Annotated in this window: 15 protein-coding genes and 5 tRNA genes; 9 read left to right on the plus strand and 11 right to left on the minus strand. The window is 65.0% G+C overall.

All coding sequences use genetic code 11. From position 1 onward, the window contains the following. The first annotated feature begins 3 nt into the window (after window positions 1-3). The 6 genes from ABNK63_RS09315 (at window position 4) to ABNK63_RS09340 (ending at window position 4,306) form a co-directional block, all read left to right on the plus strand. Window positions 4-378 (plus strand): GntR family transcriptional regulator, encoded by a 375-nt coding sequence (locus ABNK63_RS09315; protein WP_007809080.1) that lies wholly within the window; start codon window positions 4-6, stop codon window positions 376-378. Further along, window positions 375-1,232: an ABC transporter ATP-binding protein gene (locus ABNK63_RS09320; RefSeq protein WP_007809082.1), complete on the plus strand. Its 858-nt coding sequence runs from the start codon at window positions 375-377 to the stop codon at window positions 1,230-1,232. The genes ABNK63_RS09315 and ABNK63_RS09320 overlap by 4 nt, the downstream gene beginning before the upstream one ends. After that, on the plus strand, window positions 1,229-2,188 hold the full coding sequence (locus ABNK63_RS09325; protein WP_350015457.1) for a hypothetical protein: 960 nt from the start codon (window positions 1,229-1,231) through the stop codon (window positions 2,186-2,188). Before ABNK63_RS09320 ends, ABNK63_RS09325 begins: the two co-directional genes overlap by 4 nt. Before the next feature lie 32 nt (window positions 2,189-2,220). Then, a complete protein-coding gene (locus ABNK63_RS09330; protein ID WP_007809086.1) occupies window positions 2,221-2,904 on the plus strand; it encodes a hypothetical protein in 684 nt (227 codons plus the stop codon). A gap of 91 nt (window positions 2,905-2,995) precedes the next feature. Further along, entirely contained in the window at window positions 2,996-3,520 is a 525-nt protein-coding gene (locus tag ABNK63_RS09335) for a hypothetical protein (protein ID WP_350015458.1), read from the plus strand. A 135-nt stretch (window positions 3,521-3,655) separates the two neighbouring features. Next, the gene (locus ABNK63_RS09340; RefSeq protein WP_350015459.1) at window positions 3,656-4,306 is read left to right on the plus strand and encodes a GDSL-type esterase/lipase family protein; all 651 of its coding nucleotides are present in this window, start codon (window positions 3,656-3,658) and stop codon (window positions 4,304-4,306) included. Window positions 4,307-4,374: 68 nt separating this feature from the next. On the opposite strand, the gene ABNK63_RS09345 is transcribed toward ABNK63_RS09340, so the two are convergent. Beyond that, the gene (locus ABNK63_RS09345; protein ID WP_007809091.1) at window positions 4,375-5,763 is read right to left on the minus strand and encodes a class II fumarate hydratase; all 1,389 of its coding nucleotides are present in this window, start codon (window positions 5,761-5,763) and stop codon (window positions 4,375-4,377) included. Between the two features lie 145 nt (window positions 5,764-5,908). Between ABNK63_RS09345 and purB the strand changes: the two genes are divergently transcribed. Continuing rightward, window positions 5,909-7,276 (plus strand): adenylosuccinate lyase, encoded by a 1,368-nt coding sequence (gene purB, locus ABNK63_RS09350; RefSeq protein WP_007809092.1) that lies wholly within the window; start codon window positions 5,909-5,911, stop codon window positions 7,274-7,276. A 146-nt stretch (window positions 7,277-7,422) separates the two neighbouring features. Here the strand turns inward: purB and ABNK63_RS09355 are convergent. The 7 genes from ABNK63_RS09355 to rlmE form a co-directional block, all read right to left on the minus strand. Next, window positions 7,423-7,498, minus strand: a tRNA-Lys gene (locus tag ABNK63_RS09355). A gap of 36 nt (window positions 7,499-7,534) precedes the next feature. Further along, window positions 7,535-7,611: transfer RNA gene (locus tag ABNK63_RS09360), tRNA-His, on the minus strand. Between the two features lie 13 nt (window positions 7,612-7,624). Continuing rightward, window positions 7,625-7,701: transfer RNA gene (locus ABNK63_RS09365), tRNA-Arg, on the minus strand. A gap of 24 nt (window positions 7,702-7,725) precedes the next feature. Further along, a tRNA-Pro gene (locus tag ABNK63_RS09370) sits at window positions 7,726-7,802 on the minus strand. 176 nt (window positions 7,803-7,978) lie between these two features. Further along, a tRNA-Arg gene (locus ABNK63_RS09375) sits at window positions 7,979-8,055 on the minus strand. Window positions 8,056-8,258: 203 nt separating this feature from the next. After that, on the minus strand, window positions 8,259-10,217 hold the full coding sequence (gene ftsH / locus ABNK63_RS09380) for an ATP-dependent zinc metalloprotease FtsH (protein ID WP_350015460.1): 1,959 nt from the start codon (window positions 10,215-10,217) through the stop codon (window positions 8,259-8,261). Then, window positions 10,214-10,864 (minus strand): 23S rRNA (uridine(2552)-2'-O)-methyltransferase RlmE, encoded by a 651-nt coding sequence (gene rlmE / locus ABNK63_RS09385; protein WP_350017205.1) that lies wholly within the window; start codon window positions 10,862-10,864, stop codon window positions 10,214-10,216. Before rlmE ends, ftsH begins: the two co-directional genes overlap by 4 nt. An 81-nt stretch (window positions 10,865-10,945) precedes the next feature. Between rlmE and yhbY the strand changes: the two genes are divergently transcribed. Together yhbY and ABNK63_RS09395 are read left to right on the plus strand one after the other, a co-directional pair. After that, window positions 10,946-11,242 carry a ribosome assembly RNA-binding protein YhbY gene (yhbY, locus tag ABNK63_RS09390; RefSeq protein ID WP_007809095.1) on the plus strand — a complete coding sequence of 99 codons (297 nt, stop codon included), beginning with the start codon at window positions 10,946-10,948 and terminating at the stop codon, window positions 11,240-11,242. Further along, window positions 11,242-11,619, plus strand: a complete 378-nt coding sequence (locus ABNK63_RS09395) for an Mth938-like domain-containing protein (RefSeq protein ID WP_350015461.1) — start codon at window positions 11,242-11,244, stop codon at window positions 11,617-11,619. Before yhbY ends, ABNK63_RS09395 begins: the two co-directional genes overlap by 1 nt. Window positions 11,620-11,659: 40 nt before the next feature. Here the strand turns inward: ABNK63_RS09395 and ABNK63_RS09400 are convergent, their stop codons facing one another. The 3 genes from ABNK63_RS09400 to ABNK63_RS09410 all read right to left on the minus strand — a co-directional run bounded on the left by ABNK63_RS09400 (window position 11,660) and on the right by ABNK63_RS09410 (window position 14,055). Next, complete coding sequence (locus ABNK63_RS09400) at window positions 11,660-12,670, minus strand: peptidoglycan DD-metalloendopeptidase family protein (protein ID WP_350017206.1); 1,011 nt, start codon at window positions 12,668-12,670, stop codon at window positions 11,660-11,662. A gap of 81 nt (window positions 12,671-12,751) precedes the next feature. Further along, on the minus strand, window positions 12,752-13,360 hold the full coding sequence (locus ABNK63_RS09405; RefSeq protein ID WP_007809099.1) for a VTT domain-containing protein: 609 nt from the start codon (window positions 13,358-13,360) through the stop codon (window positions 12,752-12,754). Then, entirely contained in the window at window positions 13,360-14,055 is a 696-nt protein-coding gene (locus ABNK63_RS09410) for a protein-L-isoaspartate(D-aspartate) O-methyltransferase (protein WP_056764729.1), read from the minus strand. Before ABNK63_RS09410 ends, ABNK63_RS09405 begins: the two co-directional genes overlap by 1 nt. Window position 14,056: the final 1 nt, after the last annotated feature.

A 14,056-nucleotide genomic window follows, 5' to 3' on the forward strand; every position in this document is an offset into this window, starting at 1 on the left:
GACATGACCATTACCTGGAACGACAGCGTCCCGATCTATCGCCAACTGCACCAGCGTGTCGTGGCGATGATCCTGGACGGCGCCTTGAACGAGGGCGACCCGCTGCCGTCGGTACGCCAGGTGGCAGCGGAGTATCAGATCAATCCGCTGACGGTATCCAAGGCATACCAGGAACTGGTCGACGAACAACTGGTTGAGAAACGGAGGGGCTTGGGCATGTTCGTCATTGAAGGCGCTCGCGAGGCGCTGCTGAAATCGGAACGCGAGCGCTTCCTGCGCGAAGAGTGGCCGGCGCTGTTTGCCCGGCTGCAGCGGATGGGGCTGGATCTCAAGACACTGCTGCGCGAAGCCGCCACGGACAAGGAGGAAGGATCATGAGCGCGGTAATCACGGCCAACGGCCTGACCAAGCGTTACAAGTCGGCGCTGGCGCTGGACAACACCAGCTTCCAGATCGAGCCCGGCCGCATCGTGGGCCTGATCGGTCCCAACGGTGCCGGCAAGACCACCGCGCTGAAGGCGATCCTGGGATTGACCGATTTCAGCGGCGAGCTGAACGTGCTGGGTTTCGACCCGCGCAAGCAACGCGACAAGCTGATGGGCGAGGTCTGCTTCATCGCCGACGTGGCCGTGCTGCCGCGCTGGATCAAGGTGAGCCAGGCGATCGACTTCGTCGCCAACGTGCATCCGCGCTTCGACCGCAAGAAGTGCGAGGCCTTTCTGGCCCGCACCAAGCTGCAGCCCGACCAGCGCGTGCGGCAGATGTCCAAGGGCATGATCGTGCAGCTGCACCTGGCCCTGGTGATGGCGATCGACGCCCGCCTGCTGATCCTGGACGAACCGACCCTGGGCCTGGACATCCTCTATCGCAAGCAGTTCTACCAGAACCTGCTGGAAGACTACTTCGACGAGAACAAGACGATCATCGTCACCACCCACCAGGTCGAGGAAGTCGAACACATCCTCACCGACCTGATGTTCATCCGCGACGGCAGGATCGTGCTGGATGCGGACATGGACGCAGTGGGCGAACGCTTCATCGAGGTGATGGTGGGCGCCGACAAGGCCGACGCGGCCCGGGCATTGAAGCCCATCGACGAACGCCAGGTCTTCGGCAAGAGCATTTTTCTGTTTGACGGCGCGAACCGCGCGGTGCTGGAACAGCTGGGCGAAACCCGCCGGCCGTCCATCAGCGACCTGTTCGTCGCCACCATGAAGGGAACCTACGCATGAAAACCTTCTACTGGCTGGTAAAGCGCGAATTCTGGGAACACCGGGGCGGCTTCTTCTGGGCGCCGGTCATCACCGGCGGCATCTTCCTGCTGCTGAACATCATGGGCATCATCACCGCCGAGGTGCTCGGCGCCCGCCAGGGCATCAGCTTCGGCGCCAGCGGCGGACTGCGCAAGGTCATCGAGGGCATGGACGCCGGCGACATGAGCAAGGTCGGATTCGCCCTGGACATCGCGATGTACTCGGCCATGGGATTGCTGATCGTGGTGCTCGGCTTCGTGGTGTTCTTCTACTGCCTCGGCGCGCTGTACGACGACCGCCGCGACCGCAGCATCCTGTTCTGGAAATCGCTGCCGATCTCCGACGCGAGCACCGTGTTGTCCAAGGTCGTCAGCGCCACCGTCGTCGCGCCCATCGTGGCCGTGATCGTGGGCATCATCGTGGGCATGCTGCAACTGCTGATCGTGGCGATCACGCTGTCCTTCCACGGCGTCAACGTGTGGCAGCTGCTGGTACTGGCGCACCCGTTCAAGGTCATGTTCAACCTGATCGGCTACATCCCGCTGTATGTGTTGTGGGCCGCCCCGGCGGTGGGCTGGTTGCTGATCTGTTCGGCCTGGGCACGCAGCAAGCCGTTCCTGTGGGCGGTGGCACTGCCGGTCGGCGCCGGTCTGCTGGTGAGCTGGTTCGGCATCATGGGCCTGTTCAACCTGCCGGCCACCTGGTTCTGGAAGAACATCGTGCAGCGCGCCCTGTTCAGCGTGTTCCCCGGCAGCGGCAGCATCTTCAGCGCGGACAGCGACAACATGGTCAGCCACGTCACCGGCAGCGACGCCCTGGACCTGGTCAACACCTGGCACATGGCAGCCTCGCCGAACCTGTGGATCGGTGTGGTGATCGGCGCCGCCCTGCTGGCCGGTGCGACCTGGTTCCGCCGCTGGCGCGACGACAGCTGAACATCCGAACGAATCACAAGGGAGAACACACGATGAAAAGCCATCTCTTCGCCAGCGGCATCCTCGCATCGGCCCTGCTGCTGCCACTGGCCGCCTGCAGCCACTCGGACCAGGATGCCCCGGCAGCAAGGCAGGCCAGCACCCAGACCTCGTCCTCGTCGATCGCCGCCAAGGTCCGTGAGGGCATCGAGCAGGCCAAGCAGGAACTGGCCACCAAGGACATCAGCATCGGCGACGTCCACTTCAACACGGAACCGGGCGTCCACCGCGACTCCTCCCTGCCCAAGGCGGCGATCACCCCGCAAGGCAACCTGGTGATCGCGGGCAAGCCGATCGATGCCACGCCGGAGCAGCACGTCATGCTGGTCGACTACCGACAGCAGGTCCTCGGCATCGCCGAGGCCGGCATGGACATCGGTGCACAGGGCGCGGACATCGGCGTCACGGCGGCGAAGCAGGCCATCTGGGGTGCGCTCAGCGGCAAGGACGACAAGGAGATCGAGGCGAGCATCAAGCCGCAGACCGACAAGATCCAGGCCGCCGCCATGGCCCTGTGCAAGCGGCTACCGGACCTGCTGGCCTCGCAGCAGAAACTCGCCGCGGCCATGCCGGCGTTCAGGCCGTACGCCACGATGACGCAAAAGGACATCGACGACTGCGGCAAGGAGATGACCGACAAGGATGGCAAGAAGGGCTTTGCCGTGTTCTCCGACTGAGCGGCCCAGGCTCCGCCAGCCGCCCCGGCGACTGGCGGAGCTGCCATCGGACGATCACAAGTCTTCTCTTGAACCGAACAACGGACCTGTCATGAAAGCTCTCGCCCGCCCACTGCTTCTCGCCGTACTGGCATGCACGCTTGCTGCCTGCAACACGCCCGATACCGTCATGGCCAATGGTGCGATCACTCTGGATGGAAACCAGGTGACCCTGCGCGTCATCGGCACGTCGAAGGCCACGATCGATGCTGACGGCACGTTCGCCGTCGACGGCAAGGCTGTCGTCACCACGCCCGCCGAACGCAGCCTGCTGGCCCAGTACAACCAGAGCGTGCGCTCGGTGCATGAAACCGGCCTGGCCATGGGCAAGGCCGGCGTCCGCATGGCGGCCAAAGCGGTCGTGGCCAGCACGTCCTCCGCGCCGGGCAATGCTGGCGAGACAGCCGAGGCTGGAGCCGGGCAAATGCAGCAGCTGAGCCTCGACATCTGCAAGGCGCAGGCTTCGATCAAGACCGTGCAGGACCAGCTGGCCACGCAACTGGCGTCCTTCAAGCCCTACGCTTCGATCGTCAGCTCATCCGACGTGGCGGACTGCGAGAGCGACGCCAAGGACTGACGAGGGACCATCCGGCACGCGTGCCGGACGAGCCCCTTCCCGCGCGGATACCGCCTGTATCCACCCTTCCGCTCCACCGTTCATTCCACGAAGTCGTCCCGACTGCGTCGGCCTCCCGCACCCCGAGGAATCACCATGCGCCTCCTGCCCTGCCTGCTGCTTGCACTGACTCTCGCCACGCCACTGGCGCAAGCCTCGCCATCCCCCGCCAGCCATGCCACGGCACCGACCGGGACCGTTCTGCTGGTTGGTGACAGCCTGAGCTCGGCGCACCGCATCCCGGCCGAAGCGGGCTGGGTGAACCTGCTGCAGCAGCGCGTCGACCACGCCACGACGACTCCGCCTTCGATCGTCAACGCCAGCCGCGGCGGCAAGACCATGGAGGACGCACTGAAGGAATTGCCCGCATTGATCACCGCTCACCATCCGCGGCTGATCATCCTCGAGCTGGGCGCCAACGACGCCATCCTCGGCGCCAATCGGCAAGCGCTGGAGCAGCACATGACCCAGCTGATCGACCTGGCCCAGGCCTCCGGAGCAAAGGTCGCCGTACTGGGTTTCGAGATCCCGGCCAAACTCGACAAGGATCACTGCGCAGACACCCTGCGGCAGGTCTATGCCAGGGTGGCGAAGGATCAGCACGTCACGCTGTTGCCGTCCCTGATGGCCGGCATTTCGGACAAGCCCGCCCTGCTGCTGGATGACGGCGTGCATCCGACGGCGGTCGCCCAGCTGCGCGTGCTCGACAACGCATGGCCCACGCTGCGTCCCTTGCTGATCAACTGAAGACCGCGACAAGTCGACGGAAGTGGCCGGCATGATGCGGGCCACTTCCTTTCCAGGCTGCAGACAGGCTATTTGCCTTCGCCGTGGATGCCGCCACGGGTCAGTGTCAGCGGATCAAGCAGCTTCTTCAATTCGCTCTTCGACAAGCCGGTGGTTTCCAGCGCCACGTCCATGATCGGCCGGTGCTGCTTGTAGGCGAGCTTGGCGGTGGCCGCACCTTTCTCGTAGCCGATCACCGGATTCAACGCGGTGACCAGGATCGGATTCATCGCCAGCGCCTGGTCGACCCGCGCCCTGTTGACCTTGAACCCGGCGATCGCCTTGTCGGCCAGCAACACGCTGACGTTGGCCAGTATCCCGATCGACTGCAGCAGGTTGTGCGCGATCAGCGGCAGCATCACGTTGAGCTGGAAGTTGCCGGACTGGCCGGCGATGGTGATCGAGGCGTCGTTGCCGATCACCTGGGCGGCGACCATCGCCACCGCCTCCGGGATCACCGGGTTGACCTTGCCCGGCATGATCGACGACCCCGGTTGCAGCGCCGGCAGCTCGATCTCGCCCAGGCCAGCGAGCGGACCCGAGTTCATCCAGCGCAGGTCGTTGGCGATCTTCATCAGCGCCACCGCCAGCGTCTTCAGCGCGCCGGACAACTCGACGGCGGCGTCTTGTGCTGCCATGCCCTCGAAATAATTTTCCGCCGACTCGAACCTCACCCCGGTCAGCTTCTTCAGCTGCAGCGCCATCGCCGGGCCGAACTTCGGGTCGGCATTGATGCCGGTGCCCACCGCCGTGCCACCCTGCGGCAAGCGGCGCATGCGCTTCAGGGCATCCTCGATCCGTTCGATCGCCGAGCCGATCTGTGCGGACCAGCCCGACAGCTCCTGGCCGAAGGTGATCGGCATCGCGTCCATCAGGTGGGTGCGGCCGGTCTTGGGCGTGTTCTTCAGCTCGCGGGCACGCTGGTCGATCGCCTTCTTCAGATGCTTCAGCGCGGGCAGCAACTGCTCGGTGGTGGTCAGCGTGGCGCTGACATGGATGGCGGTGGGGATCACGTCGTTCGAGCTCTGCCCATAATTGACATGGTCGTTCGGATGCACCTTCGCGCCCGCCGCCACCGCCAGGTGCGCGATCACCTCGTTCGCGTTCATGTTGGTGCTGGTGCCCGAGCCGGTCTGGAAGATGTCGATCGGGAACTGTGCGTCATGCTGGCCTTCCGCCACCGCCATCGACGCCTTGCGGATCGCCGCGGCCTGGTTCTTCTTCAAATGCCCCATCGCGACGTTGACCTCGGCCGCGGCCGCCTTGATCAGGCCCAGGGCGCGGATGAACGGGCGCGGCAAATGCAGGCCGGAAATCGGGAAGTTGTCGATCGCGCGCTGGGTCTGCGCGCCGTACAGCGCGTCGGCGGGGACTTTCAGCTCGCCCATGCTGTCGTGTTCGATGCGGAAATTGCTCATGGGGAAGATCCTTGGGAAATGGATGGATCGGGGCGGCGCCACGTTCGGGATACAGGGAGAACGGATGCGTCCGCCCACTATAAGCCGCCGGGCACGGACGCGCGGTCAATGTAAAATGGCGGTTTCCCCTCGCCGGAACGCCCCGATGTCCAAGCACGCCCTCACCGCCCTGTCGCCGCTGGATGGCCGCTATGCCAGCAAGGTCGAAGCGCTGCGCCCGATCTTCAGCGAATTCGGCCTGATGCACCGCCGCGTGCAGGTGGAAATCGAATGGCTGCTGGCGCTGGCCGCCGAACCGAAGATCGTCGAGCTGCCGTCTTTCGACGCAGCCCAGGTCGCCATCCTGAAGGCCATCGCGGAAAACTTCAGCGAAGCCGACGGCGAGCGGATCAAGGCGATCGAGGCGACCACCAACCACGACGTCAAGGCGGTCGAGTACTTCATCAAGGAAAAGATCGGCGCCGACGCCAGCCTGGCGCAGGCAAAGGAGTTCGTGCACTTCGCCTGCACCAGCGAGGACATCAACAACCTGTCCTACGCACTGATGCTGCGCGACGCCCGCAGCGGCGTGCTGCTGCCGCAGCTCGACGCCGTGATCGGCAAGCTGCGCGACATGGCCCACGACAACGCGAACCTGCCATTGCTCTCGCGCACCCACGGCCAGACCGCCTCGCCCAGCACCCTGGGCAAGGAAATCGCCAACGTGGTGGCGCGGCTGGAGCGCCAGCGTCAGCAGCTGGTAGCGGTCGAAGTCTCCGGCAAGATCAACGGCGCCGTGGGCAACTACAACGCCCACGTCATCACCTACCCGGACGTGGACTGGCGCGCGTTCTCGCAGCGCTTCGTCGAAAGCCTGGGCCTCGACTACAACGCCTACACCACCCAGATCGAGCCGCACGACAACGTGGCCGAATACTGCGACGCGGTGCGCCGCGCCAACATCATCCTGATCGACCTGGCCCGGGACATCTGGGGCTACATCTCGCTGGGTTACTTCAAGCAGACGCTGAAGGCCGGCGAAGTCGGCTCCTCGACCATGCCGCACAAGGTCAACCCGATCGACTTCGAAAACGCCGAAGGCAACTTCGGCCTCGCCAACGCGCTGCTCGGCCACTTCGCCGAAAAGCTGCCGATCAGCCGCTGGCAGCGCGACCTCACCGACTCCACCGTGCTGCGTGCGCTGGGCACCGCGTTCGGCCACGGCCTGGTGGCGCTGGAGTCATTGAAGAAGGGTCTTGGCAAGCTCAACGTCAACGCCGAGCGCATCGGCGCCGACCTCGACGCCAGCTGGGAAGTGCTGGCCGAGGCCGTGCAGACGGTGATGCGCCGCTATGGCCTGCCGCAGCCTTACGAACAGCTCAAGGCGCTGACCCGCGGCCACGGCATCACCAGGGACTCGATGCGCGAGTTCATCGCCAGCCTGGATCTTCCGGCCGAGGCGAAACAGCGGTTGCTGGAACTGACGCCCGGCAGTTACATCGGCGTGGCCGACGGACTGGCAAAGACCATCTGAGGGCGGGGCCACAACGTCGGCCGTAGCGGTCGGGGCGAACCTTCGGATTCGCCCTGCACCGCCAGCCTGGTGACTTCATCAGGGTCGCGCGTTTCGGATTCCGCAAAGAGAACAGCCACCCGAGTTTCCCTGGGTGGCTGTTTTATTGGTGGGCCGTCACAGATTCGAACTGTGGACCAATTGATTAAGAGTCAACTGCTCTACCAACTGAGCTAACGGCCCATGAACTGATTGTATCCGCATGGACGGATTTGAAACTGGGGTGGATGATGGGATTCGAACCCACGACAACCGGAATCACAATCCGGGACTCTAACCAGCTGAGCTACATCCACCATCGTTTGATACTGGTGCGCCAGACAGGACTCGAACCTGCAACCGTCGGCTTAGAAGGCCGATGCTCTATCCGGTTGAGCTACAGGCGCCGTCCTGTCGGCAGAACGTGTCGCTGGTCGGGGCAGAGGGATTCGAACCCCCGACTTTTGCGTCCCAAACGCAACGCTCTACCAGACTGAGCTATACCCCGCTTTCGAATCCCCGGTCATGTCGCACCGAAGCCTTGAAATGTTACGGGTGACGCCTCGCCCAGTCAATCGTATCGAAGCACACCTTGGTATTTCCTCACCACCGTTTTCAACGCGGACCGTGCAGGCTCCTGGTTGAAAACAGGACGGATGCAGACACCCTGTCCCGGAATAAAAATGGTGCGCCCGGAGAGATTCGAACTCCCGACCACCTAGTTCGTAGCCAGGTACTCTATCCAACTGAGCTACGGGCGCACTGTGAAACTTTTCAGCCGAACCGGCGGTTGTCTGGGGAACAAGCCGGCGAAGCCAGAAGCGGAATTATTCAGACTCCGACCTCTTGCGTCAACCCTTTTCGCAAAATTTCTTCACCAAATTTGTCGCCGATGGTCCGACCATGAAAAAGGCGACCATCGGTCGCGCTTTCCCGGTTGCTCGAATAGCCGTCCAAACGACGATCAGCCATTCCACCTGTCGCGGCTCTGCGGCGCCGGATCACCGACCTTGCCCACGGCCGAGCCGGTGTCGCCCTTCGGCGGCGGCGGTGGCGGCGTGCTGCCGGTGGAGGCGCTCTTCGTCCAGTCCGCCGGCGGTCCGGGAACACGCCCGGCCATGATGTCGTCGATCTGGTGTGCGTCGATCGTCTCGTACTGCAGCAGGGCGTCGGCCATCATGTGCAGCTTGTCCAGGTTCGCCGTCAGCAGTTCCGTGCTGCGCGCATAGGCGCGATCCAGGATGCCCCGCACCACGCCATCGATCTTGCTCGCGGTTTCGTTGGAGATGCTCTTGTGCTGGGTCACCGAGCGGCCGAGGAAGACCTCGTCCTCGTCCTCGCCGTAGGTGATCGGACCAAGCTCGTCCGACAGGCCCCACTTGGTGGCCATGTTGCGCGCCATCTTGGTGGCCCGCTCGATGTCATTCGATGCACCGGTGGTGACCTTGTCGGCGCCGAAGATCAGCTCCTCGGCCACGCGACCGCCATACAGCGAACACAACTGAGACTGGATGGCTACGCGGTTGATGCTGTACTTGTCGCCTTCGGGCAGGTACATGGTGACGCCGAGCGCGCGCCCGCGCGGAATGATGGTGACCTTGTAGACCGGATCGTGCTCGGGCACGAGGCGCCCGACGATGGCATGGCCCGCCTCGTGATAGGCGGTGAGTTTCTTCTCGTCCTCGCTCATCGCCATCGAGCGACGCTCGGCGCCCATCAGGATCTTGTCGCGTGCCTTGTCGAGGTGGCTCATGCGCACTTCACGCGCGTTCTCGCGCGCGGCGAACAGGGCGGCCTCATTGACCAGGTTGGCCAGGTCGGCACCGGAGAAGCCGGGGGTGCCGCGGGCGATCGTCATGGCGTTGACGTCGCTGGCGGTCGGCACCTTGCGCATGTGTACCTTGAGGATCTGCTCGCGACCGCGAACGTCGGGCAGCCCCACCACGACCTGCCGGTCGAAGCGGCCCGGACGCAATAGGGCCGGGTCGAGCACGTCGGGACGGTTGGTCGCCGCGATCACGATGATGCCTTCACTGCCCTCGAAGCCGTCCATCTCGACCAGCAAGGCGTTCAGGGTCTGCTCGCGCTCGTCGTGCCCGCCACCGAGGCCGGCGCCGCGATGACGGCCGACCGCGTCGATTTCATCGATGAAGATGATGCAGGGCGCATGCTTCTTGGCCTGCTCGAACATGTCGCGCACGCGGCTGGCACCGACGCCGACGAACATCTCGACGAAGTCCGAACCGGAAATCGAGAAGAACGGCACCTTGGCCTCGCCCGCGATGGCCTTCGCCAGCAGGGTCTTGCCGGTGCCGGGAGGACCGACCATCAGCACGCCGCGGGGAATCTTGCCGCCGAGCTTCTGGAACTTGGACGGATCGCGCAGGAACTCGACCAGTTCGCCGACCTCCTCCTTGGCTTCGTCACAACCGGCCACGTCGCTGAAGTTGACCTTGATCTGGTCCTCGCCCTGCAGCTTCGCGCGCGAACGGCCGAAGCTCATCGCGCCGCGGCCGCCACCACCGGACTGCATCTGGCGCATGAACCAGATGAACACGCCCACGATCAGCAGCACCGGCAGCCAGCTCACCAGCAGGCCGATCAGCGAGAAACCTTCGGACGGGTCCTGCCGGACTTCGACGCCCTTGTCCTGCATCTGCTTGACCACCTGGCTGGTGGAAAAGCCCAGGATCGGGGCGATGGTGCGGAACGCGCTGCCATCCTTCAGCTTGCCGCTGATCGTGGCGGGCTGGTCGGCACCGATCGTGGCGTTGGCCACGTTGCCGTTGTCCACGCTCTGCACGAACGCGCTGTAGGCCATGTCCGTGGAAGCGGCGCCACGCGGATTGAAGTTCTGGAACACGGTGAACAGCACCACCGCGATGATTACCCAGAGCAACACATTTTTCGCTGTTTCATTCATGCACGGTTCTCGCCCGGTGACGCCGCGGCGGGCTTGCGGCCCGTCGCCAGCGCATATACCTCACGCGAACGCGCGCGGGAGGCCTTAGGTTTACGCATCGTCACGCGGCTGAAGTCCGCGCGCAAGCTGCGCAAGTAATCGTCAAAGCCGACACCCTGGAACAACTTGATCAGGAACGATCCGCCCGGCTTCAGCCAGTCCCGGCTGAAGTCGAGCGCCAGTTCGCACAAAGCCATCGCGCGGATCTGGTCGGCCAGGGCCACTCCACTCATATTGGGGGCCATGTCGCACAGTACAAGATCGACCTTGAGGCCATCCAGGCGCGACTCCAGCTCCTTCAACACGCTTTCCTCGCGGAAGTCGCCCTGCAGGAAGTCCACCCCGGCAATGCTTTGCATCGGCAGGATGTCCAAGGCGAAGACCTTGCCGCTGTCGCCCAACCGGTTGCGCACCAGCTGGGACCAGCTGCCCGGCGCCGCACCGAGGTCGACCACGTTGATGCCCGGCTTGAGCAGCCGGTCGCGTTCGAGCAGCTCCTCCAGCTTGTAGACGGCACGCGAGCGCAGGCCTTCGGCCTGGGCCTTTTTCACGTATTCGTCGTTGAAATGTTCGCGCAGCCATACTGCACTGCTTTTGCTGCGGGCCATGTCGTGCAATCGTCGATTGGGGAACGGGATACCCGCATGATACCCTTTGCCGTTCATCAACCGTGAATCGAGTCCCACCGCATGGCCCTCACCTCCTCGCAGATCCGTTACCTGCGCAGCCTCGCCCATGACCTGAGCGCGGTCGTCCTGCTGGGCAACAAGGGCGCCACGGAGGCCGTGGTGAAGGAACTGAACCAGGCGCTGGACATCCACGAACTGGTCAAGATCAAGCTGTCCGGCGGCGACAAGGAAGAGCGCCAGGCGCAGATCGACGTGCTCACCGGCGGCACCGGCGCCGAGCAGATCCAGCAGATCGGCCATGTCGTGGTGCTGTTCCGCCGCAATGTCGACGAACCGAAGATCGCCCTGCCACGCTGATGGATCTGTCGCTGGAACGCCCCGAAGGCTATCTGTATGTGCGCCGAGTGGCCGCGCACGGCATCACCCTGATTGATCGCGAACTCACCTCCAGCTTCCTGCTGGCACCGGACAGGGCGATCGAGAACTGGCCCGTCACGGCTGCCGAGACGCTCGATGCCGGCCATGTCGAAGCCTTGCTGGCACTGAACCCCGAACTGGTCGTGCTGGGCACCGGCGCGCGCCAGACTTTCCCGGCGGCCGCGTTCATGGCGGGTTTCCTGCGCAGGAACATCGGTATCGAGGTGATGGACAACGCCGCCGCGGCGCGCACCTATAACCTGCTGGCCGACGAAGGCCGCCGGGTGGTCGCCGCCTTCATCCTGCCGCCCGGCTGATTGCCCCTGCGCGCAGGCCGCGGCCGCCTGCCCGACCGCATCAACGTTGCGGCAGATAGCCCATCGGATCGACCGGGTTGCCGTCCTTGCGGATCTGGAATTCCAGCTCGTTGCGGGTGGTGCCGGTCGAGCCCATCTCGGCGATCTGCTGCCCCCTGCTCACCTGCTGTCCTTCCTTGACCAGCCGCTTGCGGTTGTGGCCATACGCCGACAGGAAGCTGTCGCTGTGCTTGATGATCACCAGTTCGCCATAGCCGACCAGGCCGTTGCCGCTGTAGACCACCACGCCATCGGCGGCCGCCCGGATCGGATCGCCGGACTTGCCCGCGATCTCGATGCCGGGAATCGCATCGGCGCTGTTGAAGCGACCCACCAGGTTGCCCTCGGCTGGCCAGTGCCACTGCACGCCGCTGACCACCCGCGAAACGCCCGCCGCCGGCGTGGCCGGGGGCGGCATCGCGGCCGCTGGCACCGGCGCAACGCCGGCGACCGGCACGACACTGGGGGCGGCGGCGGCAACCGCAGGCCTGACCGGCTTTGCCATCGTGGTCACCGGCGGAGCTGCCTGCCCGGCGGCCGGATGCGCGGCGGCCGGAACCCCCGCGACCGCCGCCGTGGCGGGTGATGCCGGCGTTGGCACGGACTCGAACACCGGCGCGGCGGCGACGCTCGACCCAGCTGCCCGGATCGGCGCAGCCGCGTTCGACGGTGCCACCACACGCCTGCCCGGCGGCGCCAGCGTCAGGCGCTGCCCCGGCCAGATCGTGTACGGCTCGGCGATCCCGTTCCACTGGGCCAGATCGCGAAAATCCACGCCCTTGCGGAATGCGATCGAATAAAGCGTGTCGCCATGCAATACCTGGTAGCTGCCACCGGGTATCGGCGTACGCGCGGGAACGGGCGGCGGAGTGACCACGGCGGCGTGGCGATAGGTCGTTCCGGCCGCCGGTTCCACCACCACCGAGCTGCGCATGGTGCCGCAAGCGGCAAGCAGCGAGGCTGCGACCAGCAACGCCGGCCATTGAAGATATCGATCCATGGGCATCAGCATACCGAGGCAGACAGTGATTTTCATGCGACGTCACCGTGGCGGGAGGCCGCCAGGCTCGCCCGACTTGAAAAATTCACCACTTCAGCGCAGGACGAACCACCACACCAGCAGCAGCGCCAGCGCCAGCAAGGCCGTCCAGCCGATCCACTCGACGTATTTGTGCAGGATGCGCTCGGCGCGTTCGCCGAACAGGCGGATCAACAGGGCAAGCAGCCACACGCGCTTGCCACGGCCGAGCCCGATGCAGGCCAGGAACGGCAGGATCGGCACGCCGATGATGCCGCAGGCCCAGGTGACGAACTTCATCGGCACCACCGGCTGCAGCGCGGCCAGGATCAGCACGCCGAACATGCCCCAGTGATGCTCGACCATCTGCTTGCTCAGCACCGCCACGCCCTGTTCGATCGGCGTCAGCAGATGCAGCGCATCCAGCGCGGGCCGCAGCGCATGGAAGGCCCAGTGGCCCAGCACGTAGCCGACCAGGGCGCCCAGCAGCGAAAACAGCAGGCTGATGTTGGCGAAAAAGAACGCCTTGTGCCGCTTGCCCAGCATCATCGGCGCCAGCATCACTTCCGGCGGAATCGGAAAGATGAACGCCTCGACGAAACTGAGCCCGGACAGGTAGTACAACGCTCTGCGATCGCGCGCCCAGCTCAGTGCACGCGCGTACAGCCCGGCAAACAGGCGCATCAGCCGATACCGCCAAGCAGGGGCACGAAGCTGACCGGGCCGAGTTCTTCCTGGATGAAGTCGCCCTGCCCGTCGCCACGCATGCGGATCAGCGTTTGCCGGCTGGGTGAACCCACCGGCGCCACCAGCACGCCGGTCGGGCTGAGCTGATCGAGGATGCGGGTGGGAATGGTGTCGCCGGCGGCGGTGAGGATGATCGCGTCGAACGGCGCCTCGTCGGGCCAGCCCAGCTTGCCGTCGTCGTGGCGCGAACGCAGGTTGGTCAGGCCCAGTTGGCGGAAGCGGCGGCGGGCCTGGCGCAACAGCGCCTCGATCCGCTCCACCGTGAACAGCTGCGGCACCAGCGCGGCCAGCACGGCGGCCTGGTAGCCCGAGCCGGTGCCGATTTCCAGCACCTTCTGCGGCATGCCCTGCTTCGCGTCGAAATGCTCGAGCAGCGCCTCGGTCATGCGCGCCACCACCCACGGTTGCGAGATGGTCTGGCCATGGCCGATCGGCAGCGCGTCGTTCTCGTAGGCGCGCGAATGCAGCGCCTGATCGATGAAGTGATGGCGCGGCAGGTTGCGGATCACTTCGATCACCCGCGCATCGCGAATGCCGCTGTCCTTGAGCATCGCGGCCAGCCGGTCGCGGGCGCGCTGCGACGTCATGCCCTCGCCCTTCAGCTCTGCCGCCGGCAGTGGATAGACCGTCATG

The sequence above is a fragment of the Rhodanobacter sp. IGA1.0 genome, assembly GCF_040208325.1.
Lineage (GTDB): Bacteria > Pseudomonadota > Gammaproteobacteria > Xanthomonadales > Rhodanobacteraceae > Rhodanobacter > Rhodanobacter spathiphylli.

Excerpts from the sequence above, each read along its gene's own strand:
- ABNK63_RS09320 (WP_007809082.1), top strand. The coding sequence starts at position 375 with ATGAGCGCGGTAATCACGGCCAACGGCCTGACCAAGCGTTACAAGTCG.
- ABNK63_RS09325 (WP_350015457.1), top strand. The coding sequence starts at position 1,229 with ATGAAAACCTTCTACTGGCTGGTAAAGCGCGAATTCTGGGAACACCGG.
- ABNK63_RS09410 (WP_056764729.1), bottom strand. The coding sequence starts at position 14,055 with ATGACGGTCTATCCACTGCCGGCGGCAGAGCTGAAGGGCGAGGGCATG.
- purB (WP_007809092.1), top strand. The coding sequence starts at position 5,909 with ATGTCCAAGCACGCCCTCACCGCCCTGTCGCCGCTGGATGGCCGCTAT.
- ftsH (WP_350015460.1), bottom strand. The coding sequence starts at position 10,217 with ATGAATGAAACAGCGAAAAATGTGTTGCTCTGGGTAATCATCGCGGTG.
- rlmE (WP_350017205.1), bottom strand. The coding sequence starts at position 10,864 with ATGGCCCGCAGCAAAAGCAGTGCAGTATGGCTGCGCGAACATTTCAAC.
- ABNK63_RS09345 (WP_007809091.1), bottom strand. The coding sequence starts at position 5,763 with ATGAGCAATTTCCGCATCGAACACGACAGCATGGGCGAGCTGAAAGTC.
- ABNK63_RS09405 (WP_007809099.1), bottom strand. The coding sequence starts at position 13,360 with ATGCGCCTGTTTGCCGGGCTGTACGCGCGTGCACTGAGCTGGGCGCGC.
- ABNK63_RS09395 (WP_350015461.1), top strand. The coding sequence starts at position 11,242 with ATGGATCTGTCGCTGGAACGCCCCGAAGGCTATCTGTATGTGCGCCGA.
- ABNK63_RS09315 (WP_007809080.1), top strand. The coding sequence starts at position 4 with ATGACCATTACCTGGAACGACAGCGTCCCGATCTATCGCCAACTGCAC.
- ABNK63_RS09335 (WP_350015458.1), top strand. The coding sequence starts at position 2,996 with ATGAAAGCTCTCGCCCGCCCACTGCTTCTCGCCGTACTGGCATGCACG.
- ABNK63_RS09330 (WP_007809086.1), top strand. The coding sequence starts at position 2,221 with ATGAAAAGCCATCTCTTCGCCAGCGGCATCCTCGCATCGGCCCTGCTG.
- yhbY (WP_007809095.1), top strand. The coding sequence starts at position 10,946 with ATGGCCCTCACCTCCTCGCAGATCCGTTACCTGCGCAGCCTCGCCCAT.
- ABNK63_RS09400 (WP_350017206.1), bottom strand. The coding sequence starts at position 12,670 with ATGCTGATGCCCATGGATCGATATCTTCAATGGCCGGCGTTGCTGGTC.
- ABNK63_RS09340 (WP_350015459.1), top strand. The coding sequence starts at position 3,656 with ATGCGCCTCCTGCCCTGCCTGCTGCTTGCACTGACTCTCGCCACGCCA.